Below are 22,523 nucleotides of genomic sequence, written 5' to 3' on the forward strand. Positions count from 1 at the left end.
AACCTAAAAAAGGAGAGATCGGCTCAATCCCGTCTCTCCCTTATGGGAAATAATAGCTAGATTATCCTTCGATGTCTACCACCACGTAACGGTTTGGTTCTTCCCCTTCAGAGTAGCTAGTGACTCCTTCCATCTTAGAGACGATCCGGTGAATGATTTTCCGTTCACTGTTTGACATCGGATCTGTCTGTTGGGCTTGCCCATCTTCGAGGGCACGTGTTGCCAACTTCTGAGCATAGCTTTGAAGAACTTCTGCCCGGTGTTCTACATAGTCATTAACATTAATGGTAATGTAAAAATTCTTTGAGTAGCGATTATAGAGGTAATTTTGCGCCAAAAGTTGAAGAGCCTTCAAGACTTTTCCGTGGTAACCAATCACGCGCCCAGGCTCATTGGTATCAATTTGCATATTGACCGTACGGCGGTTGTGACTACTTGAGATGGTCGCATCCACATCCATTTCATCGACCACGGTTTGAACATAGGCTGTCACATCATCTACGACTTCTTCGATGTTGTAGTTTTCCTCTACCTCGATACCAAGGTTTGAGAAATCAGATTCGCTTGATTCTTTTGTCGCTGGTTCTTTAACTTTTTCAAGGATATGTTCATGTCCTTTTTCTTCAAGAACGGTGTCTGCTTCTTTGTCATGTTTCAGGATTTCGGTCTTGATTTCTTCAGAGACAACTTCTCCTTCTTCTTCGACCTTTTTGATCGCTGCAACGACGCGTCCGAGATCGACCGTTGCTTCGCTCACCGTCTTAACCGGTTCGTTTTGTGCATTGATCTCATCTGGGACACCTTTGACAGCTTTTTGATTGGCTTTTACAACAGTTGTTTCTGCAATGGGCTCAATCTCTACTTGGGCTGGTTTTTTCCCAAACAAGCCAAGAAAACCTTTCTTTTCACGCGCTACAACCGTAATATGTGCCTTCATACGAGGAATATCTAAATCGTTCAGACCTTTTTGAATCGCTTCTTCAACAGTTGCTCCAGTATATAGGACCATATGTCCACCTCTTTCTTATTTTTTCTTTTTCTGTGCTTTGTTTAGGGCACGGCGTTTTTGTTTTTCCATGTCGCGCGAAGCTTGTTCTTTTGCTTCACGCTCTGCGATAATCTTGAAGGGGTTGTTCAAAAGATAGGTTTGCCCGACTTGGTAAGCATTGGAAGTCACCCAGTATAGTGCGACCCCGCTGGCTGAGAACAAGGCAAAGAAGAAGATCATCACAGGCATCACATACATCATGGTTGTCGCACTACCATTACGCTCTGGCATGGCTTTATTGGTCAACCAACTGCTGAAAAATGTGAAGAGTGCGGCAAGAACCGGCAAGATGTAGGTCGGGTCGATCGCGCCAAGGTCCAACCAGAGGAAGTGACCGACTTTAAGGAATTCGACACGGCTCAGCGCTTGGAACAAGGCCATCAAGACCGGCATCTGGATCAAGAGAGGAAGGAAGGCTGAAGACGTTTTGACGCCTTTTTCCTTGTAAAGGGCCCGCATCTCTTCGGAAAGCTTGGTCCGACTATCAAGATCCTTCCCAGGATACTTAGCTTGCAATTCCTTGAGGAGGGGTTGAATTTCCTGCATTTTGCGGGTTGAATTCATTTGATATTGGAAGAGAGGCAAGAGGACCGTCCGAATGACAATGGTAAAGACAATAATCCCAACACCGATACTGCCACCAAACGACAAGAAGCGGATGGCTTCTGCAAAGAAGTAGACGAAGCGTTCCCAACCACCTGTCGATTCGGCTGTCACTTGAGAGGTCCCACAAGCTGTCAAGACCATTAAGGCCGCTCCTAATAATCCAATTAACTTCAGTTTCTTTTTCACATTATTCCCTTTCTTGGTAGACATGCGCTAATTTTAAGACATGTACGAGATTTTTCTCTACTTGATGGAAGTCGAGCTCCTCCACTCCTTTACGAGCAATGACGACAAAATCATCGGTCGTAAGGCAGGCTTGGTGTTTGATCAAAACATGGCGAATCAAACGTTTGATGCGATTTCTGGTCACAGCATTTCCCAGTTTCTTACTAACAGACAGGCCGACTCGAAAATGCGGTTGGTCTTTGCGCAAGCGGTAAACAACGAATTTCCGATTGGCAACATTTTGACCACTTTTAAAAATAGCATTAAAATCTTTGTCACGTTTGACGCGGTAGCTTTTTTTCAAACCTCCACTCCCTCTATTAAATTTATTCTATTATACCACATTTTCAAAAAAAACCAATCTCCCTTAGGAAATCGGTTGCTACTGGAATACGGATAAAAGCAATGGCAAGGTATAATAGAGATTGAGCAAGATATGGCCTAAAATCGGAGAAAGAAGCGACTTGCTCCGATAATAAAGAGTCCCAAAAATCAAACTCGGTAAGAGATAAATAATAAAAGCTCCTAGCGAAAAAGGATGATGGACAAAATGTAGCCCACTATAGATGAGGGCTGGAAGCCAAATCTCAGCATAGAGTTTCCAGCCTTTGAAGTAGGCATTCACCAAGGCTCCACGAAAAATCAGCTCTTCTGTCACTGGCCGGATGACGACCATTGCGATCACCAGGATAAGCACCCCTGTGGGACTAATTTCCCGTGGAAAGAGACTCAAAACGGCTGCTCGTCCTTGAACAAAACCACTGATGAAGTAGTCCAGCCAGTAAACCAAACAGGCCGCAAAAACGGCTTCTATCAGAGCTTGAAGAGGATTCTTCCCCAGCTTAAACTGCGCTTTTTTAGAAAAACGATAGACCAAAAATCCTGTAAATACTGCATAGAGGCCTTCTAGGCCAAATAAGGTCCAATAATAGCTATTGGCGCTTGCTACACTATTGGAGACATACTGGGCCAAGGGGCGAAATTGAGGCCGAACATAAAAATAAAACAAGAGCAGAAAGAGGGGATACAGCAGTGAGAGCTTTCCTTTGATGAATTTCATAGATACCTTTCCTATAAAGTCTGACAAATCGTATAGTGCATCTTACCATAATCGTGACAAGGTTTCAATGAAAAAGGATGCCTTCCTACTCTCTGAGATAGGCCACATAACCACCTAAGACAGCGACTAAAATCAAGAGACAAAGAAGAGTTTCCAGCCATACGAGAGCTGTCAAGAAAGGTAGTTGCAACAAGCCTTGGGCCATTTTCAAAGAGGTCGCTGTGATAACTGTTGGAAAGGTCAGAGCTGAAAAAGCAGGTTGAAAACCTTCTTTGATCATTCTCGGTAGACGCGTCAACACAAAGAAATAAAAACCTTGTGAGGCAACTACCATGATCAGTAAGAACCAGACAGGAAGGCTCGCTCCACCCACACGAACCAGAGCTGCTAAAAGAAGGGAAAAGGGAGCGCAATAGATGCCTTCTTGGCCCAACAGATGACTGGGCAAGGGGGACTTCTTCAAATCATGATAGATAAGGGGATAAAGAAGAAAGGTCAAACCAAAACCAATCACTAAAGCGAGATAAGCAATCTCTCTTATTCCTACAACTGGATAAGTCAAGGCTGCTACTGCAATGCCCACATAGAGAACGGTCCAACTGGGAGTGGCATTGGCTCTTGGTCGCGCTAGGACATGGGTCTTGGTAAAATAGAGAATCAAGCCCAGATCCAATAGAAAGGCAGACCACCAGACCAACTGTGATAGACCTCCAAAGGCGGGAAAGAGGCGCAAAAGATAGGTGGATAGAATCATCCCTGCCATGGGAAAGGTCGCCATCCCAGATAAAAGAGCTGGTTGTTGGAGTTCTATCTTGGTTTCTTGCCAGCGAATTGCATGATAAACCACAAAGAAAAACCAGAAGAACAAACCTGTCAGACTAAAGGCGTGAGCAAGGAAGGGTAGCGAGTCTGCAAGAAGGTTTCCAGCGCCAACCAGTCCTAACAGACAGCCTGAAAATACTAAGGGGATCTTTTTCATCGGAAGCTCCAATCATGTTGTCGCTTTCAGTATACCATAAAAGAGAAGGAAGCAGGATCAAAAAGAGTGTGGGACAGAAATCGGTAATTCGTTAGAATTCGATTTCGTCGTCCCACCTCCGCACAGTTGAGTAGGGCTGTAAAAGCTGATGAAATCAGCGTAGTAGAGCCCACTCAACCACTGCGTCTTGCTTGACAATCCAAAAATAATTGAGAGGCTAGGACTTTTGTCCCAGCCTCTTCAAATTGTAGATAGAGTCATCTTAGAAACTTTCCGCCGTGAGATAAGTGCTAGAAACATTCTTGTTTCTAGCACTCGGGAGTTTTGGAACCTTAGGTCCAAAACTAAGTCATGGAATTTCCTCGAAGTTCGCTGACGTCCGTACTCACCTAAGGAAAGTTTCAATAGATGTCTAAGTAAGCCTAATAGTTGATATCTCTTTAATTTTTTAAGTATCATTTAGGTTGCATTATGTAAGAAACAGATAGATTACATTCTAAAAGAAGTTGGAGAATACCAACTTCTTTTTATCCATTCTATTAGAAATTAGGCCTGTACGACCATCATATAAAGAAATAAGGATACGAGAAAGACAATACTAACAACAAGGGTCGCTAGCTTGAGTCCACGGTGGGACCGCCAGTAACTTGGTTTTCCTAGGTTACTGGTCGCATCTGTTGAAAGCGATTGTTGTTGGCGAGGCTGCAGGGTGATCAGAACCACAAGAGCGAGGGATAAGATCGAGATCCCGATTGCAAATACCATTTCCATCTTAGGATCCTCCTAACACTCTGAAGAGGGTAAAAATAACTCCCAGCAGAATCACCAAACCAATGATCACATTAAAAGTAACATTGATCTTTTCAGAACGTGTCGTCTTTTCTTTTTCGGCAGGACGGCGTTTGAGAGACTCCATCCGTCCTTCTACTTCTTTGTAAAATAAATCTTTCTTACGATCACTCACTGTGTCCACCTATCCCTTCTTGCAAGCGAGCTTTGAAAACAGCTGGCTCAACGCTACTTGATTGGGCAATTTGTTGTGCGACGGCTTCTCTGTAGTTATCCACAGATTGGTAGATTTCCTGGATACGGGCCACCATATCTGCTTCTTTTCCTTGATCAAAGATATTGGCTTGTGCGAGGAAGTGGCGGTCATGCAGGGTATGGCTAAAGGTAAGGATGACTTGCTGGTGTTCGAAGGCCTTGCGAACAATGCCTTGTACCTCTGCATAGTGGTTGATATCCAGATAAATACTAGAGACCTTAAGCAACTCTTTGATCCGCTCTTGACTGATATTTTGGTACAAGACCACATTTGGGTAGCGGACCATAGACAAGAGGCTCGCAGACATCTCCGTCAAAGCTGCTACACGGAAGGTCACATTTGGCAAGTTCTCTACTAGGTAGGTCAAGGCTTCGATCTGATCCGAATTGGTCAAGACAAAGGCGTCTTTACGGATATCGTCTTTCACCTTGAAATCATACAGGTAGCCAAGGGGACCAAAATAGCTATGCTGATCTTGCGAGGTCAACTGCAAAGCACGATGATAGGTCGCGTTTTGCGGAATCAAGATCTTCTTGGTCCGGATTTCTGGGCTCTTTAGAATCAACTGCATGTTGCCCGGAAGGCTGTCGTGAAGAGGCTCTTGCCACACCAGGACGTCGCGTCCTTTGATGCCTTTATTGCCCAGCTGGAGACTAATGCTAAAGGAGGTAGCCAGCGTATTGTAGACCAAACCATCTAGATCAAAACCACGATACTCTAGATAAAAGACAAAGTAATCTAAGCGATTCTTGAAAATTCGCATGGGTTGATGGTCCAAGGTCAAGATCAAATCCCCTGTTTGGTGATTTTCTGTCAAGCGCTCGGTATCCCCTTCAAAATAAGTAGTCACCAAATACTGTCCCTGATCGCCACAAGTCGTTACGGCAATCTTACGACCGTATTGGTCGTAGTGCTCAATCATGACCACTTGTCCCTTGTCATCTAACCACTCTAAGCGCTCGACGATGCGTTTGTAGGAAGCAGCGTGGTACACAATTCGAGCCTTTTCTTGACCATAGTAGGTCACTTTTCCCGAACTATTATCCCCAGAAACTTCCCAGAAATCAGGAACTGGAACTTCATTAAAGTAGCGTCCCCGCTTCTCTCCTTTTGCTTGTCCTAAGAAATAGATAAATGGAGACTCGACACCGTCTGGTAAGAAACCATTTGGCTCCAAAACAACGGTCGGGTGGTCAAAGCCAGACTCTTTCATAGAGTGGAGCAAGTCTTGGCTTTCACGAGAATAACTATCAAATACGTTCAGCATGTGTCACCTCTTCTATCAATTGTGCCCAAGCTTCTTCTACTCGGCTGGTCAAAAAGTCTTCTGCACGCGCATAAGATGCTTGACGCATGCTGGCTAGATCATCCTTTTTGTATAGCTGGATGATTTTCTCCGCAAAGGCAGAAGCAATCTGGTCGACCACTTGATCTGCTGAAGGCGGAATGAGATAGCCATTTTTACCTTCTGTGACAAAGGTTTGGTTGCCATAAGGAACATCAAAACCGATGATCGGAAGTCCAGAACCAATCGCCTCCATCAAGGTCAACCCAAAGCCTTCGCTGGTCGACGCGGACAGGTAAACTTCATAGTTCTTATAAATTTCTTCCAGATTGGCATGTCCTTTGAGATGGATATAGTCTGCCGCTCCCAATTCATCAATCAGAGAACGCAGCTTGCCTTCTTCTCCACCTTTTCCATAGATGTCAAAAGACAGTTCTGGCAATTCTTTTTTGGCGCGAACCACTGCTCGCACCAACCAGTCAATATGCTTTTCTGTCGCCAAACGTGAGGCAGTAATCATAGAAAATGGGGTGCGATTTTCGTTTTGTGGCAAGCTTGCAAGACTCCCAACCGGAATGGTATAGATGGCCGGCTGATGGTTGGTGTATTTAGCAAACTGCTCAGCCAAGATTTCTTTTTGGCGATCAGTCGCGACAATAAAGAAGTCTACCTTGTCTGCATTGGTAAATTGGTACTCGTAGTAGTTGTTCCACAGGATATACTGATCATCAACATTATTGGCACTGAAGTGCTCGGCGTGAACGACCACACCCAGACGGGCTTTTTGCGCTTCTTCAAAGATAGGCTGACCGATATTAGTTTCCCGATCCAAAATCACCAGATCTTGTTTGGTCAATTGAAGAGTTTGCATGAAGTAGCGGATCAATTCTTGGCGACCAACTAGGTAGCGATCTGGGAAACGATAAATTTCGCGGCCATCTGCCATCTGCATGCTGTAGGCAACCGTCCCGTCTTCATTGTAAAAACGGCGCTCAATCAAGTTGGCTTGATTGTTTTTGGGAATAAAGTACTCAGTACAATAGCGGGTATAGGAGAAATAATCCTTTCTCACCAAAATTCCTCTAGACACGTACTCGCAACGTTCAACATAGGGACTGTTTTCTGCGCGCAGGTAGCAGGTCAAAAAGTTGTCCTGGTCCTCATAAAAGAAGCGCTTGATCTTACCATCGACTTCTTCACGAGTCGGTTTTCCGGCAAATCCTGCTAAGACCTGATCAATGGTATAGGTCGTTGGCGCAATTTTTATATCTGTAAAATGGCTATAGAGCCAGATGATTTCATCATTTTTAAAACCGATATTTTCTGTTAAATGTTGGATATTATCGGCTAGAATCATATCCATAAAGACAAACTTGGCTGGTTGATGGATATTGCGTAACAACTGGGCACGGTAGGCCTGGGCATACTCAACACCACTGCTGGCCCAACCGATTCCAAGGTTGATATTGTATACTGTCATAATGTCCTCTTTTATGGGAAATGCAAGACAATTTCCCCTTTTTTATTGATTTCTACTCGACTCAGTAAGAGATTGCGGACCATTTGTTCTTTGGCCGCCTCTTTCATTCGTTCAAAGGATTGGTAGGCTTCTTGGAAAAATTCTACCAAAGGGTTTTTCTGACTGGTGTACTGACCAGAGAGCGCCATGCGCAATTGTTGCAGATAGTCTACCTGCTCGACCCAGTTTTCATCGATAGCTTTTAGAATGGCCATGCGCTGGAATTGGGCGATCACCTCATCGGTGCCTAGGATCTCATACTTAGCTTCTAACTCACTTTTAGCAATCTCCCATAAGAAATTTTCTTTGGTTTTCTTGCTACGGAAGGTTTGGTGGGCCTTTTCTGGATCCACTTGGTAGCTCACATTGTCTAACATATAGCGATAAAAAGCTACCGGTTCCTTGTATTCTTTTTTATGGGCTACACTTGAAAAGACGGAACGAAGCACTTTTTCAACGATATCATCCAAGCGTCCTTCTTGTTTGATCAAGCGGTCGCGCTCTTCGTAGACGATGGCACGCTGAATGTTCATGCTTTCCGCAAATTCTAACGTCATCCGACGACTGGCCTGACCAGAACTTTCACTAGCATTTTGGGCCCGTTCCACCAAGTTTCTATACTTGCGCTTGGTCAGAGCTTTGGCTGAACCAATCCGCTCATCCACATCATAGTCTTGATAGGTATCCTGGATCCAGTCTGGCCCCCAGTTTTTCATCAAATCGTCTTCCAAAGAGACGAAGAACTTGGTCAAACCGGGATCTCCTTGGCGACCTGAACGTCCCCGAATTTGAAGGTCAATCCGCTGGTTCATCATCCGCTCAGTCCCAACAACCACCAAGCCACCTAACTCAGCGACTCCTGGTCCCAACTTGATATCGGTTCCCCGACCGGCCATTGAGGTCGCAACCGTCACAGCTCCTTTTCGACCTGATTCCTTAATGATCTGGGCCTCTCGAGGAGCATTGTTGGCATTAAGAAGATTGTGTGGAATCCCTTCCCGCAAAAGAAGATTCGAGTAAAGAATCGACATCTCAACGGATCCGGCAAAGACCAGAATCGGATTGCCCTTTTCGTGGATCTTCTTCACATAATCCAAGGAAGCCACGATTTTCTCTGGCAAGGTCTGATAGATTTCATCTGGCAAATCCTTGCGGATCTTCTTGCGATTGGTTGGGATCTTGATCACTGACATGGCATAGGTATCAAGAAACTCTGCCTCAGCGACCTTCCCAGTCCCAGTCATGCCACCCAACTTCCGAAACATCTTAAAGAGGTTTTGGTAAGTAATAGAAGCCATGGCCCGTGTTTCTTGGGTGAGCTTGAGACCCTCTTTGGCTTCAATCGCCTGGTGGAGTCCTCCTTGCAAACGGGTCATTTCCATCAAGCGCCCCGTCGCCTGGTCTAGTAAGACAATCTCCGGTTGCCCTTCGACATTGGGATGGATGACATAATCCTTATCCTTAATAAAGTTTTTATTGGCCTGCAGGGCTAAGCTGATATGGCGGACCAAGTCACGGTATTGGGGATCATAGAGGTTGGGAATGGCTAGAAAGGCTTCTGCTGCATGAGCTCCTTTTCGAGTCAACCAAACTCGTTTCTTTTCTTCATCAAACTTGAAGTCTTCCCCTTCTTTGAAGGTTTGGATCAGGGTATCAATAATCCCATAAAGGTTGGACTGAACCCGAGGAGAACCAGAAATAATCAAGGGAGTCTGAGCACTATCAAGGAGCACCGAATCAATCTCATCAACAATGGCGTAATTGAAGTCTGCCAAAAATTGGCCATCTGCAGAAGCCGTCAAGTTCTCTGTTAAATAGTCAAAGCCCAGACTAGTATTAGTCGTATAAATGACATCTGACCGGTAAATCTCCCGTTTGACTTCTGGATCTAATTCTTCGTCTTCTGATTGTTTCAAGGGAACTCCAACAGTCAAGCCCAAAAAGCGGTAGACCTGTCCCATCTCTTCTGCATCCCGAGTTGCCAGATAGGTATTGGTCGTAATAACCATGACCCCTTTGCCCTCTAAGGCATTGAGATAAACCGGCATAGTTGCCGTCAAGGTCTTTCCTTCACCGGTATTCATTTCAGCGACATTGCCTTGGTGGAGGACAATCCCTCCCATGACTTGCACGTCATAAGGAAACATGCCCAAGACCCGTTTATCAGCTTCCCGCGCAACTGCAAATGCTTCCGGTAAGAGATCATCCAAGGTCTCACCCTCTGCTAGACGTTCCCGAAATTCCACAGTCTTCTCCTGTAGTTGTTGATCCGTCAAGCGGGCCATGTCATCCTTCCAGCTATTGACTTCTTTTAAGATTTTTTTGATGTTTCTTAATTTAACGTAATCCAATGTAATCCTCTTTTTTTGCAGTGATGTTCGTCTATTCGAGAACTTCTGCTCCCTCAGACGATATTGGTTGAATCGTGAAATAGTGGAAGGTAAACTCTTGCAAACCTGCACTGAGCAAGCGTACTTCATAGGCGTATGCTTGATCTGGATAGGTAAACGGCAAGCGACCTTCTGCGGTTACTCGACGGCCAACGACCTCTCCAAAGCGATCTTTGAAGACGATTTCTACCATAACGGTATGAGCCGGAGTCGCTTCCATCGTGATAACCAGTTCATAATCTTGCTCTCTTTTGAGCAGAGGCAGACTAGGAATTTGACGAGTTGCGCCAAAATTTGTCTGCGAATGCCAAGTTTTCAGCACTTGACCAGATGGCATGAGGGGGTTCTGAAACTGAACGCTTCCTTGGGCAGTCGCCTGAATGGTCGACCCCCAAAGATAATCTGCTAGAACAGTATCGCCCCAGTAGATTCGTCTGCTTTCATTTTCTTTTATTTTTATCATTGGTTTCTTCCAAAGTCTCTTTCCATGATTTCTTTGTACTGGGTCACAAACCACTCAATGATCGGACCACTCGCATCGTTGTGTCGACCAGCACGACTAGTGCTGATAATACGAACCGGCAATTCATACAAGGTCTCTAAAATATCTGGATAAGCCTGCTGGTCGTAGTCATCATCTCTCATATAGGCAAGGGCTAAAATCGTATCCTTGAAATCTGCCTGGTTAAACCGGTCCCAGAAGCGTTGATTGAGCTGACCGATCCCTTCTTGCGACACTTGACCAATGATCAACTGCATCATATCCAAGGACGTTCCAAACTCATCTGGGCGTTTAAATTTCAGGTTGGCAGCGACATCTCCCAGGTTGACAATGGGTTTTCCGACCAAGATCGCATGAGGAGAATAAAGAGCCCCATAGTAAAGGGCACCAAAGGTCCCCATGGACAAGCCAGAGAAATTCATATCTTTTGGCTCAAAGCCGAGCAAGTCCAAGTGCTGATCAATAAAAGCAGTGATTTGACTTTCCAATTCTTCTGAGCCCATATAGAAGGATCCACCTTCCAGTCTTGGGTCAGAAAAGAGAATAAAGGGACTCCCCATCGCACGCATCATCCCAAACCCTTCAAATCCTTCAGCCGGACGATACCCAGAAAAGTAAATGTTTAAAGGTGGCTTCAGATCGCCAGGATGGAAATAAGCAAAAATTTCTTGGCGTTTGTGGTCCCGTAGCGTCTTAGCTCCTACGGTCATCTCTCCTAAAGGACCATGTGACAAACGCTTATGTAAGGCTCCGATCGTAAGCGTCCCTTCTCCTTTTGCTTCCAGCGAAAAGGCTAAGTAATAAGGTTCTGCTCCGTCCAATTCTAGTGGTTGCTCCATCTCTTCTTCTGAAAAGACTGCATCTTTGACCCACTCTCCCAGAGCACCAAAGCGGTAAAATTGAATCCGCAATTGCAGCTGACAGCTTGGATCTTTTTCATATTCCAACCAAAAATTGATGGGACGACTCGCATCATACACGTAGTTGTAGACCCACTGAGCAATCGGTGTAAACTCTTCACCGTATGATCCATCTAGCTTCAGAAAATGTTGCCCCAGCACCGTTTGCTGGCCAGCAAAATCCGGTCTCACTAGCAGGTCACGAACCGTAAAGGCATCTCCATATTGATTGTCGTATAAAAAGCGCTCTAAGACATAGAGAAATTGATGCTTATTTGAGAAATCCCAGGGTCTTGCTTGCTTGAGTCTTAAGAGGTGGGCCAATTCGTCAGAAGGCGCCTCTAGTTCATGGCTTTGATCATAAAAAACAGTATAAGGCTGGAAATAAGCCAGGTCTTCTCCTAAAGCTAATAAATCTTCTGGCTTTTCCAGAATCAAGGCTTTGAATTTGGAGATTTCCTCTTCTTCCATATACTCTTTGAGCGATGGAAGAGTGGTAGCTTGAAAAAAGTGCCAGCCTAGTCCAGCAGGAAGCTCCACTTGATCCTGCCAACTGCTTGAGCCGATTTGGAGAATATGGGGTATTTGTTGTTTTTTATCCATGACGTTCTTTCATCCATCCTTCCCATTTCTCGATCAAGCGTTGACCGGTGTATTCTTGAATTTTTTCGATCGAGTAGACCAAGGCTTCGTTCCAAGGCTTCAATTCCAATAAAAAGTGAGTAATCGCCTTTTCTAATTCCTTGTCTCCCTTTGATAAGACATAACCATTTTTCAAATGATCGACATATTCTGTCTGGACGCGGTTGACCTGTGGAATCCCAGCAGAGATCCCTGCAATCTGCGTATAGAGGTTGGGTTCCTCGCTTAAATCTACGATCAAGCGTGTTTTTTCCAACTCTTGAATAATGTCATTTTCATTTGAAAAATTCTTAACTACAAAGCGATAGTCCGGTGCATCTTGTACGGACTCTTCATCGATGATCTGGTTTTCCCCAAGCCCTTCTATTTGGGCTGGTGATTGAACCAGATGCAAATCCTGCTCGCTAGCGATCAATTCCTCGAGTTGCCCTTCTAATTCCTTAACACGCTCCGGCGAGCCATTGTAAAATGCAAAAACAACTTCAAATAAAGGATGTTGCACCAACACTTCCAGAACCTTCTTGAGCTGGCTCTTACTTGGAAGCTCGGCTTCGTTGACATAAAAGTAAATCTTTGATTCCTTACGTTCCTGACTAGATCCCAAACGGAGGCGGGAATCAAAAGAGGTAATCCGGTGTGTCTTTTGAGCCAAGCTAGGAGAAAAGACTCCAATCGCTTCTTTGGTTTTTTCACTATCTGTGATCAAGAGCTGGGCATCAATCATATCAAAATAGAGGGCAAAGTTTTCGGCAGACAAGGGCTGACGATCCCCATAGAAAGACAAGACTTTCTTGACGCTACTTGCCGTATCTTGTAAAAAGGCCAAATTTGCTGGATGAGCTGCCAAAACCAACTGATCTCGTCCTGGAACCAAGGTTGCTAGCTGCTCTTTCATTTTTTCAGCGACAACGTCTCCCATATTGGCATAGCTTTCTTTTTTGAAGGCATGAAAGAAAGCTTCATTGACCATGACGGAGTGGTTCTCTTCGATCAGCATCTCTCTCAAAACCCATTGCCCATCAAAACTCAGATACTCTTGGAAATAGGGTTTTCCCTCATTGTAGTAGATTCTACTAGAGATAAAGCCACGATCATCTAAGTACTCGATGTAGCTGATCTCGTCATTCTTATAACGGGTCAAAGAGAGAAGGTTTCCATCCACTCCCATATCAAGTTTCGCTAGGTGGTGGCCCTTTCGAAATGCCATCACCAAAAAGGGAGTATAGGAAAAAGTGGTCTCACTCGGCCATTCGATGTCCTGAAGCTGAACTGGGCGCATAGCCAAATCAGACGGAACCTGTTGGATCTTATCAAAAATCGAAAGCACATCTGTCTCTAACAAATCTTGGCGGTGCAAAAAATAGCGCAGTTGTGGACTATATTGAGGCAACAATAAGATCCGATCCATTTCTGCTTCTTGAAAAATACGAACTTGATTAATGGTATCGTCAAATTCAATGGACTCTCGCATCCAGTACCAAGGGGTAGCTGTTTGCTGCCAGATGCGGTCCGTTCCATACCAGGCTGGTACAAAATAATACATGGTTACTCCTAGAATATTCTTGTATAACGTTGATTCACACGAAGGGCACGAATTTCTTCTCGGATATTGTAAATCATCCCGACAAACATGAGGAAGGTTCCTGGAATCATGGTCAAGCGCAAGAGATCCTTATCCCATAACAGGAGAGAAAAAGGAAGCGCCGTGAAGAGGATCAGATACAAGGTCCCAAAAACCGTCAAGCGTAGCACAATTTTATTGATATAGCGACGTGTATCTGCTCCAGGATAGACATGATCGATATACTCGGAAGCCTTCATCATCTTATCTGCAATTTCTTCTCCGTTTACATTGACAAAGGCAAAAGCAAAAGAGAGAAGGGCGATCATCAGAATGTAAAGAAGGATCCAAATCGGATCTCCCATCACCAAGTGTTTGGCTAAACGAGCAGCCCACTTGGCATTGGAATCCATAGACAAGATCAAGAGCATGGCATACTGAGGAATGGACACCAAGGTCATGGCGTACATAAAGGGCATCCCTCCTGCTGGGTTGAGCTTGATATCCAAAAAAGTATAACTTTTCAAGTTGTTGTGGATCCCTAATTTATTGACAGGAATCTGGTACTTGGAATATTCCACCAAGACTGCCACATAGACAAAAATCAAGATAAAAATCACGCCCAGAACATAAGCGATCTCTGGGATATTATTGACACTTGAAAGGGTCTGCATCACATCTTCTGGCAGGTACATAACCATCCCAGCCATCATGATCACAACAGAACTTCCAAGGCCCAAAGCGGCATTTAGATCGGAGAGCCAAACTAAAAAGAAGGCTCCGGCTACCATAATCATGGTATTGACCGCAATGACAAGTCCGGGGTTCAACCCTGTCTTCAAGGGGAGATACATGGCCACTGCCAAAGACTGGACGATGGCGAGCGCCAAGGTCACGTACATCTTTCGCCGCTCCACTATCTCCGTGCTGGTTTTTTCGAGGTTAAAGCGTTTTGAAACGGTAAACATCCGCCACAAAATCATGGAAGACATCCATGGGGATAGACCGATCGAAAAGATCGACATCCCGCGGAGATTTCCCCCCATCACAGCGCTTGAGAGCTGCAAGCCCGTTGTCGTTCCCTCATTGAGTCTCAAGGCCTTTGATAAGTCAACAAAAGGCAGGGAAATTTTACTTCCCAAAACATAAATAAAGACGAAAAATATCGTCCAACAAAATCTCTTTCCTACTTCAGATCGTTTTAACATTTCTTTTAAACTTTCTCTTACTCATTTTGACTCTTCCACCAGGGAAACAGCCTTTAAATATGTGCCTTTAGAGCATTTTATCTCAACTTATTTTACCATAATTTGCGACTTTTCCAAACTCATTTGTCACTAATATTTGATAATATTTCAAATTCCCCATTTGGTACCGTATTCAACAAAAAATCCTTCAGATGTTTATCTGAAGAATCTGGTTTACTTGGACATTATTCTCCTAAAGCCATGATGGTATCGACGAATAATTTCTTTGTAAAATAGCCATTGCGGATCAAATAAGAAGTATAGTGAGCCTTTTGGACCATTTGGGCATACGCTTCTTCTGTGCAGTCTTGAACCAGACGATTAGCTTCTTCAAGACTGGATGCTACAAAGCCAAGCCCTTTTTCTCGAATATAGTCTGCATTTGACAAATAGTCTGGCACGACTACCGGAAGACCTGCGGATAAGTAAGTCGATAATTTGTAGGAAATATTTTCTTTGTAGTAATCTCGCTCATCCTCGGGGTTCTCTGAATTTCCCCAGACCAGCCCAAACCCCCCCTTAGAAAGCTCCAAAAGCAACTCTTGCTTAGTTCGCCACCCTTCAATATGGACCTTGGAATAATCAACTCCTTCAACTGGTTCGGTATAAACATGAAGGGGTGTATCATATTTCCAGTCGATGATATGTGGGAAACGTGAAGGATTTCCTGAGAAGATCAGTTTTTTCTCAAATTGCGGAGTATAGAGGTCCAAACTATGGGTCAAATCCCACAACTTTTGGACCACATATTTTTTCACTGTGAGTCCTTCTGATACTAGACGATGGTACATTTGCTCTGACGGAACAACGACCAGATCACTCTGATTGTACATGTCGATATAGTTGGGCATTAGGTAATAATTGCTCTCAAACATGAGTGGTGGAACATCATGGATAAACATGACCAGCTTGGTTTGAAGGAGTTTTAACTTATCAACCAAACGGCGGTCCCACTCAATTCCATTCCAAGAAGGAGATTGAACGAAGACAATATCCCCAAAAGCAACGCCTGCTAAAATCCCATCCATTCGCGAGTTCAATTCGCTAGCTGGTTCATTGCTATGATCATAAAAGTAGATCCCTAATTCATTAACCCCAAGTTCACGAACGACATTCATAATATCGTTTTGTGCCATCAGGGCAACACTTTTCGAAGATTGCCCAAATAGATTTGTAAAATGGATTTTCATCTCTTTCCTCTGACTCTTCTTTTTTAATCCCATATTTTCTGAAGATATGAAGGCAAACAGAGCTTTTCACAAAGTAACCTTTTTCATATCCCTCAACGAAAACTTCCTCATTCATTATAACATATTTCCCAACTTCTTAGACATTCTAGATCAATAAAAGACCGGTTCATTCCGGTCTTTTAAGGTTTTATTTGCCATCTTTTTTCCGAATTCCTAAAAGGGCTAATCCAGACAGAAGAATGGAAGCTCCTGTAGCAAGAATATTAGATGAAGGATGGGCACCTGTCTCTGGAAGAGCAGGTCCTGAAGAACGTGTCGCACTTAGCGAGCTTGCATCTGATGGAGATTCTGAGTAAGAGGTGTCTAACGAAGACACGACAGACTCCGAAGAACTTGTCACAGCAGAGAAACTTGACGCATAAGACACACTGATCCATTCAGAAATTTCCTGCGATAAGGATTGACTCTCTGTTGATGATGCGCTTATAGAATCTGAAACACTCGTCAAAGGAAATTCAGATACTGGCATGGACGTTGAAGCCGATTCGCTTGCTGAAAGGAGCGAAGTTGATTGGCTATAGGAGTCTGATTTTGAAACAGATGTTGATGCTAGAGATTCTGAATGGGATGTCCATTGTGAAGCAGATAGACTCTCAGAAACGGATCGAGAGAACGATCCAGACTCTGAAACCTGCGATGCAGCTACGACATGAGAAGTTGAAGCCGATTCGCTTGTCGAAGCAGAAGCTTGAACTAATGAATCTGATTGACTTGCTGAGACTGATTCTTGTACCAGCGAGTCTGATTGGCTAGCTGAAACCGACGCTTGTACTAAGGAGTCGGATTGACTGGCCGAAACGGATGCTTGGGCCAACGAATTTGATTCACTTGCCGAAACGGATGCTTGGGCCAAGGAGTCAGATTGACTTGAAGAAACTGATTCTTGAACCAAGGATTCAGATTGACTTGCTGAAACGGATGCTTGAATCAGCGAGTATGATTGGCTAGCTGAGACCGGGGCCTGAACCAAGGATTCTGACTGACTCGCGGAAACTGACTCTTGGACCAACGACTCGGATTGACTTGCTGAAACGGATGCTTGGGTCAAAGATTCGGATCGACTAGTTGAGATCGACTCTTGGACTAGCGAATCGGATTGACTCGCTGAAACGGAGTCCTGAATCAACGAGTCGGACTGACTAGTAGAAACGGACGCTTGAACCAAAGACTCGGATTGACTAGTTGAGATCGACTCTTGGATTAGCGATTCTGATTCACTTGCTGAAACGGATGCTTGGGCCAAGGAGTCGGATTGAATTGCCGAAACGGATTCTTGAACCAAGGAATCTGACTGACTCAACGAAACGGATTCTGACAGCTTTTTGCTCATCGAAATAGATTGTGACAAGGAAATCAGTTGAGAAACCACTTCCTCCGATCCAACCGCCGATGTTGACTGCGATTGAGACACAGAAATTGATCTAGATACTAAATTAGATAAGGATACCGACTGACTCAACGAAACAGATTTCGAGGCTTTTTCAGACTCACTCTTAGATGCTGATGCTGCTTTTGATTGTGAGTCGGATTGACTCGCTGAAATCGACTCTTGAACCAGCGACTCAGATTGGCTTGAAGAAACTGATTCTTGAACCAACGAATCAGACTGGCTGGCCGAAACGGATTCCTGAAGCAAAGACTCTGACTGACTTACTGAAACCGACGATTGAACCAAGGATTCTGATTGGCTAGACGATACAGATGCCTGAACCAGCGAGTCTGATTGACTCGCAGAAACTGATTCTTTAACCAGCGAATCGGACTGGCTGGCCGATACAGATGTCTGAACCAAGGAATCTGACTGACTGGCGGATACAGATTCCTGAACCAACGAATCAGACTGGCTGGCAGATACGGATTCACGAATCAAGGAATCTGACTGACTCGCTGATACAGATTCTTTAATCAAGGAATCTGATTGACTTGCAGATACGGAGGCTTGTACCAGTGACTCTGACTGACTAGCTGAAACTGACTCTCGAACCAAGGATTCTGATTGACTGGCAGAAACTGATTCTTTAACCAGTGACTCTGATTGGCTAGCGGAGACTGAGGCTTGAATCAACGAGTCTGATTGACTGGCTGAAATCGACTCTTGAACTAGCGAATCTGATTTACTCGCTGAAATGGACTCTTGAATCAACGACTCTGACTGACTTGTGGAGATCGATTCTTGAACCAACGAGTTGGATTCACTTGTCGATACAGATTGAGACGATGAAATTGAATCTGAAACTAGAGATGCTGATGTTGAAGCTGAGAAACTTTGAGACTGCGATGCAGATTCTGACGACGTCATTTTCCGATAATAATAGTTCACGCTCGTCAGTGGATTTGAAACCACCATTTTTTGAATGGTTTGTTTAAAGTTAGAAAAGCCTTCTGCTCCTTGAGGTGTCGCATCTTTCCCAACAATCATAGTCTGATTGTTACCGAGAAAAGCTGATTTTGGAAGCTCTGTGAATGGTTTTGGAACCGTGTATTCTTTCCCTGTATTTTCATCAGTATAGGTGACAGTTTCCTTAGCCGAAAACCATCCGGTAATCTCTAACTCAAAATGACGATCATCCACCCGTTTTGGCGTAACATTCAAGAAATAATCTTTGTTCTTACTTTCAACTTTATTCGTTCCACCTAAATCAGAAAGGGCATCTGAAACATCTTGTTTAAACTCTTTTTCATAAACAAGGGTATACTTATCAAATACCGCCTCATTCCCGACATCGAGATTCGAAACGTTATAGACTTTGGAAGGATCCAGAACGTAGTAACGAAGGATGTAGTCACCGTTTTGACTGGTTGTAACAACTTCACTTCTTATAAAATGCTCACGCGCATTTCCATATAATTCCACTCGGCGTGTGCCAACCGTACTATTGTCAAAGATCCCCGTTGTTGCTTTTTGAGCCGAGTTCACTACCGGAACCTTGACATATCCTGCAATATCACGAGCATTGGAGGCCGTATAATGCTGACCTTCAATCCCGTATTGGGTATACTCTGCTAAGACTTCTTCCTTCCCAGTTGGCGTGTATTCTCCATCGACCCATTTGCCTGCTGGATCTACCACTTTGTAGAAAGTCGACTGGTGCCCCCACATAGATGGAACCTTGATTTCAGCTCTCGAAGTCAATAGTTCCCCTTGTTTCGAAGGGTTCATTACATCATATACATCACGTACAAGGAAACTTGTCTCAGGACTAGCGTAGGTACCTAGATAAACATTCCCAGGTTTCCCATCATCAGCCTTACTATAGGCAAACATATTCCCCAAAGGAGCTTTCTTAATCAACACTTCGTTAGGTAGTTGGAACTGCGTGCCCCCAATGACATTTGCAGAGAAGGTTTGAGAGAAAATCTCAGAACCATCTGATTTTTTTACAATACGGAAATATACATCATTTCCCACATGGGTATTCGGATCGGTATCGGTACGATTGACAGACAAGGTCGCATAATAGCCGAGTGATTCTCCTGTTTTATTAACAAAATCCCAAATCCCAAAGGTATAGCGAGTCGCATCCGTATCCTTCTTATAAGCAGCAATTTCTTCAGGTGTTTGGTTAACATAGCGCTTATCGATATGAGGATCTTTGGCAACATTTGTAGCTGTTAGAGGGGCATCTTCAACACTAGCACCGTTGCGATCATCCATGTTTGGTGTAATCTCTAGATCTTTGCTACTACTCTTAGCCACCTCAGCAATGGGAGCCAACTGAGCAGAGATCGCAGGTTTCCCATCTACATTTGTATTTCCCACAAAACCTGCAGCTGTCAAGGTCGTCATCATCTCATCGACAGCTTTCTCCAAGCGATCGCGCTGGTCAGCATAAGCTTGAGCGCTGGCATTGGTGTGGATCAAGTTATTGCTTGCAGTCACTTCGGCCTGCACTTTGTTAATGACCGCTTGAACCACTGCTCGGCGATCGGTGTCCGTCATTTTAGATGCGTAATTCCCTGCAATTTCTTGAAGCAATTCAGCTTCAGAGGTATTTTGCTCCAAAACAGTGGCTTCTTCTAAACTAGTCGGCTCCTCAACAACCACCTCTGACTCTAAAGCTTGAGCAGACTCGCTAACTGCCGTTGATAATGCAGTTGATCCAACTTCGCTCAAGGACAAAGAAGCGGATTCACTGATTGAAGCAGATGCACTCACAGATGTAGAAAGGCTGGTTGATCCTGAAACAGAGCTGGATTCTGAAGACTGGGTAGAGGTATTTCCTAAGACCACACTATCTACTTCTGCCAAGGTTTCCTGTTTTGTCTCGGAAACCGTTGGTGCAAGTGATGTTGCATCCTCCGCCTTAGCAGTCGTAGCAAGTACAGCACCACCAAATACAGTCCCTACCGTAATCAAACCTTTTAAGAAGGCTTGGTTATGCTTTTGACTTTCTATTTGATCTTGCTGTACGTTGTCAATGATGGTCTCCTCCACTTGCCCACGCACCACGCGAAAGAGGCCTAGAGCAGCCGTTGATGCCCGAAGCCAATTTTTTCCTGATTTAATTAATTTGAAGCGTACGACACGATCTGTTTCACGAAAGTTTCCTTTTGAACGCTTAAATTGCATGATATTCCCCTTACATTGTAGTCATTATTAATTATACAGGAATACTACGTAGATTCAAGTAATTTGCTACAAAAAACTTATATATTATCGTTTAATTTTCAAATTTTTTTGTAACACATAAAAAATAATTCATTCTACTAGTAAAAAAGTGAATCTCCTATGAGATTCACTCGAAAAAATGATTTTTCCTACTAGATCAGTTCCCCTTCTTTTTACGTCGGGTAAGTCCAGCAATTCCAGCTAACCCTGTAACTAGCCCGAGAAGAGCTGATGTTACAGATCCTGTTTCGCCAGTATTTGGAAGCACCACAGACTGGCTGTGTTTTTGTGATCCACTTGCCGATTCTGATGCAGACAATGACTCTGAATGAGAAATTGATTGGCTCATTGAGTTAGAGTATGAACCGCTAGCAGATGTTGCTCCTGATTGTGATTGACTCACTGAAACTGAAGTACTTACTGATGTTGAAGTTGATTCAGGTGCAGAGGTACTCAATGATGCTGACTCAGATGCAGATACTGATGTCGAAACTGAAAGCGAAGTAGAGACTGACTGGCTTTCTGATACTGAACTGCTCAACGATGCTGACAATGATTCGGAGGTCGAGATTGATTCAGACGTTGAGACTGATTCTGAGGTAGACGCTGACACAGACGTTGATACTGATTCCGACGCTGATACTGACTCTGACGTTGAAACTGACTCTGACGTTGATGCTGATTCTGATGTTGACGCTGAATCGGACGCAGAGGCTGATTCTGAGGTTGAGACTGATTCGGACGTCGAAACAGATCCTGAGGTTGAAACCGACACTGATTCAGACGTTGATACTGATTCAGACGCTGAGACTGACTCGGAATCTGATGCTGACTCAGAGGTTGATGCTGATTCAGAAGTTGACGCTGACTCGGACGCAGAGGCTGATTCTGACATTGAAACCGACTCTGAAGTCGAAACTGACACCGAAGCAGAGACTGACTGACTTTCAGATACTGAGGTGCTCAACGATGCTGACAATGATTCAGAGGTCGAGATTGATTCAGACGTAGATACTGACTCAGAGGTAGAAACTGATTCAGAAGTAGACACTGATTCAGACGCTGATACTGACTCAGACGCAGAAGCTGATTCGGATGTTGATACTGACTCGGATGTTGACACTGACTCGGATGTTGATACTGACTCTGACGTCGAGACTGATTCAGAAATAGACACTGACTCAGATTTCGAGATTGATTCTGACGCTGAAACCGACTCAGACGTAGATGCTGACTCAGACGATGAAACTGACTCTGATGCCGAGACTGATTCAGAGGTTGAAACTGACTCAGACGCAGATACTGATTCAGAAGTAGACACTGATTTGGATGTTGAAACCGACTCAGAAGCTGAAATTGACTCAGATGTTGAGACAGACTCGGATGTAGAAACTGACTCAGAGGTTGAAACTGATTCTGAGGTAGATGCTGACTCTGATGTCGAGACTGATTCGGATGTTGATACTGATTCAGATACAGAAACCGATTCAGACGCTGACAATGATTCAGATGTCGAGATTGATTCAGACGTAGAGACTGATCCGGATGTTGATACTGATTCAGATGTTGATACTGATTCGGATGTAGATGCAGATTCGGACGTTGAAACCCACTCGGAAGCTGACGCTGACTCGGATGCTGAAACTGATTCTGAGG

Annotated in this window: 17 protein-coding genes and 1 pseudogene; 1 reads left to right on the top strand and 17 read right to left on the bottom strand. The window is 44.2% G+C overall.

Annotation, left to right across the window (positions count from 1 at the left end):
- Positions 1-61: 61 nt before the first annotated feature.
- From jag to O3646_RS09365, 17 genes are all read right to left on the bottom strand, one after another.
- Complete coding sequence (jag, locus tag O3646_RS09285) at positions 62-1,009, bottom strand: RNA-binding cell elongation regulator Jag/EloR (RefSeq protein WP_021153989.1); 948 nt, start codon at positions 1,007-1,009, stop codon at positions 62-64.
- A 15-nt stretch (positions 1,010-1,024) separates the two neighbouring features.
- Positions 1,025-1,840, bottom strand: coding sequence for a YidC/Oxa1 family membrane protein insertase (locus O3646_RS09290; protein WP_247923771.1), 816 nt, complete (start codon positions 1,838-1,840; stop codon positions 1,025-1,027).
- 1 nt (position 1,841) lies between these two features.
- The gene (gene rnpA, locus O3646_RS09295; protein ID WP_070449427.1) at positions 1,842-2,183 is read right to left on the bottom strand and encodes a ribonuclease P protein component; all 342 of its coding nucleotides are present in this window, start codon (positions 2,181-2,183) and stop codon (positions 1,842-1,844) included.
- Between the two features lie 78 nt (positions 2,184-2,261).
- On the bottom strand, positions 2,262-2,939 hold the full coding sequence (locus tag O3646_RS09300) for a CPBP family intramembrane glutamic endopeptidase (protein WP_247923758.1): 678 nt from the start codon (positions 2,937-2,939) through the stop codon (positions 2,262-2,264).
- A gap of 85 nt (positions 2,940-3,024) precedes the next feature.
- A complete protein-coding gene (locus O3646_RS09305) occupies positions 3,025-3,918 on the bottom strand; it encodes a TDT family transporter (protein WP_247923757.1) in 894 nt (297 codons plus the stop codon).
- Positions 3,919-4,464: 546 nt separating this feature from the next.
- Complete coding sequence (locus O3646_RS09310; protein ID WP_003003038.1) at positions 4,465-4,689, bottom strand: preprotein translocase subunit SecG; 225 nt, start codon at positions 4,687-4,689, stop codon at positions 4,465-4,467.
- A gap of 1 nt (position 4,690) precedes the next feature.
- Positions 4,691-4,882, bottom strand: a complete 192-nt coding sequence (asp4, locus tag O3646_RS09315; RefSeq protein WP_003003066.1) for an accessory secretory system protein Asp4 — start codon at positions 4,880-4,882, stop codon at positions 4,691-4,693.
- On the bottom strand, positions 4,875-6,230 hold the full coding sequence (gene gtfB, locus O3646_RS09320) for an accessory Sec system glycosylation chaperone GtfB (protein WP_049472635.1): 1,356 nt from the start codon (positions 6,228-6,230) through the stop codon (positions 4,875-4,877). Before gtfB ends, asp4 begins: the two co-directional genes overlap by 8 nt.
- Positions 6,214-7,728, bottom strand: a complete 1,515-nt coding sequence (gene gtfA, locus O3646_RS09325; RefSeq protein WP_134974401.1) for an accessory Sec system glycosyltransferase GtfA — start codon at positions 7,726-7,728, stop codon at positions 6,214-6,216. Before gtfA ends, gtfB begins: the two co-directional genes overlap by 17 nt.
- 11 nt (positions 7,729-7,739) lie before the next feature.
- A complete protein-coding gene (secA2, locus tag O3646_RS09330; RefSeq protein ID WP_080674705.1) occupies positions 7,740-10,124 on the bottom strand; it encodes an accessory Sec system translocase SecA2 in 2,385 nt (794 codons plus the stop codon).
- 25 nt (positions 10,125-10,149) lie between these two features.
- Positions 10,150-10,620: an accessory Sec system protein Asp3 gene (gene asp3, locus O3646_RS09335; RefSeq protein ID WP_023919257.1), complete on the bottom strand. Its 471-nt coding sequence runs from the start codon at positions 10,618-10,620 to the stop codon at positions 10,150-10,152.
- A complete protein-coding gene (asp2, locus tag O3646_RS09340; protein WP_254732728.1) occupies positions 10,617-12,161 on the bottom strand; it encodes an accessory Sec system protein Asp2 in 1,545 nt (514 codons plus the stop codon). Before asp2 ends, asp3 begins: the two co-directional genes overlap by 4 nt.
- Positions 12,154-13,743: an accessory Sec system protein Asp1 gene (asp1, locus tag O3646_RS09345; RefSeq protein WP_254732726.1), complete on the bottom strand. Its 1,590-nt coding sequence runs from the start codon at positions 13,741-13,743 to the stop codon at positions 12,154-12,156. Before asp1 ends, asp2 begins: the two co-directional genes overlap by 8 nt.
- Positions 13,744-13,751: 8 nt before the next feature.
- Complete coding sequence (gene secY2 / locus O3646_RS09350) at positions 13,752-14,969, bottom strand: accessory Sec system protein translocase subunit SecY2 (RefSeq protein WP_070594466.1); 1,218 nt, start codon at positions 14,967-14,969, stop codon at positions 13,752-13,754.
- A gap of 224 nt (positions 14,970-15,193) precedes the next feature.
- On the bottom strand, positions 15,194-16,198 hold the full coding sequence (locus O3646_RS09355) for a sugar transferase (protein WP_070594465.1): 1,005 nt from the start codon (positions 16,196-16,198) through the stop codon (positions 15,194-15,196).
- Between the two features lie 187 nt (positions 16,199-16,385).
- Positions 16,386-20,828 (bottom strand): accessory Sec-dependent serine-rich glycoprotein adhesin, encoded by a 4,443-nt coding sequence (locus O3646_RS09360; protein WP_371610800.1) that lies wholly within the window; start codon positions 20,826-20,828, stop codon positions 16,386-16,388.
- Between the two features lie 196 nt (positions 20,829-21,024).
- Positions 21,025-21,762, bottom strand: a complete 738-nt coding sequence (locus tag O3646_RS09365; protein ID WP_371610801.1) for an LPXTG cell wall anchor domain-containing protein — start codon at positions 21,760-21,762, stop codon at positions 21,025-21,027.
- Between the two features lie 64 nt (positions 21,763-21,826).
- On the opposite strand from O3646_RS09365, the pseudogene O3646_RS09370 reads away from it, so the two are divergent.
- A pseudogene (locus O3646_RS09370) lies at positions 21,827-22,523 on the top strand (clumping factor A); the annotation flags it as partial.

It is taken from the genome of Streptococcus sp. 27098_8_148 (genome assembly GCF_041432105.1).
Lineage (GTDB): Bacteria > Bacillota > Bacilli > Lactobacillales > Streptococcaceae > Streptococcus > Streptococcus parasanguinis_AE.

Excerpts from the sequence above, each read along its gene's own strand:
- O3646_RS09365 (WP_371610801.1), bottom strand. The coding sequence starts at position 21,762 with ATGTCAGAATCAGCCTCTGCGTCCGAGTCAGCGTCAACTTCTGAATCA.
- O3646_RS09360 (WP_371610800.1), bottom strand. The coding sequence starts at position 20,828 with ATGCAATTTAAGCGTTCAAAAGGAAACTTTCGTGAAACAGATCGTGTC.
- jag (WP_021153989.1), bottom strand. The coding sequence starts at position 1,009 with ATGGTCCTATATACTGGAGCAACTGTTGAAGAAGCGATTCAAAAAGGT.
- O3646_RS09305 (WP_247923757.1), bottom strand. The coding sequence starts at position 3,918 with ATGAAAAAGATCCCCTTAGTATTTTCAGGCTGTCTGTTAGGACTGGTT.
- gtfB (WP_049472635.1), bottom strand. The coding sequence starts at position 6,230 with ATGCTGAACGTATTTGATAGTTATTCTCGTGAAAGCCAAGACTTGCTC.
- asp1 (WP_254732726.1), bottom strand. The coding sequence starts at position 13,743 with ATGTATTATTTTGTACCAGCCTGGTATGGAACGGACCGCATCTGGCAG.
- gtfA (WP_134974401.1), bottom strand. The coding sequence starts at position 7,728 with ATGACAGTATACAATATCAACCTTGGAATCGGTTGGGCCAGCAGTGGT.
- asp3 (WP_023919257.1), bottom strand. The coding sequence starts at position 10,620 with ATGATAAAAATAAAAGAAAATGAAAGCAGACGAATCTACTGGGGCGAT.
- O3646_RS09355 (WP_070594465.1), bottom strand. The coding sequence starts at position 16,198 with ATGAAAATCCATTTTACAAATCTATTTGGGCAATCTTCGAAAAGTGTT.
- O3646_RS09310 (WP_003003038.1), bottom strand. The coding sequence starts at position 4,689 with ATGGAAATGGTATTTGCAATCGGGATCTCGATCTTATCCCTCGCTCTT.
- asp2 (WP_254732728.1), bottom strand. The coding sequence starts at position 12,161 with ATGGATAAAAAACAACAAATACCCCATATTCTCCAAATCGGCTCAAGC.
- O3646_RS09300 (WP_247923758.1), bottom strand. The coding sequence starts at position 2,939 with ATGAAATTCATCAAAGGAAAGCTCTCACTGCTGTATCCCCTCTTTCTG.
- secY2 (WP_070594466.1), bottom strand. The coding sequence starts at position 14,969 with ATGTTAAAACGATCTGAAGTAGGAAAGAGATTTTGTTGGACGATATTT.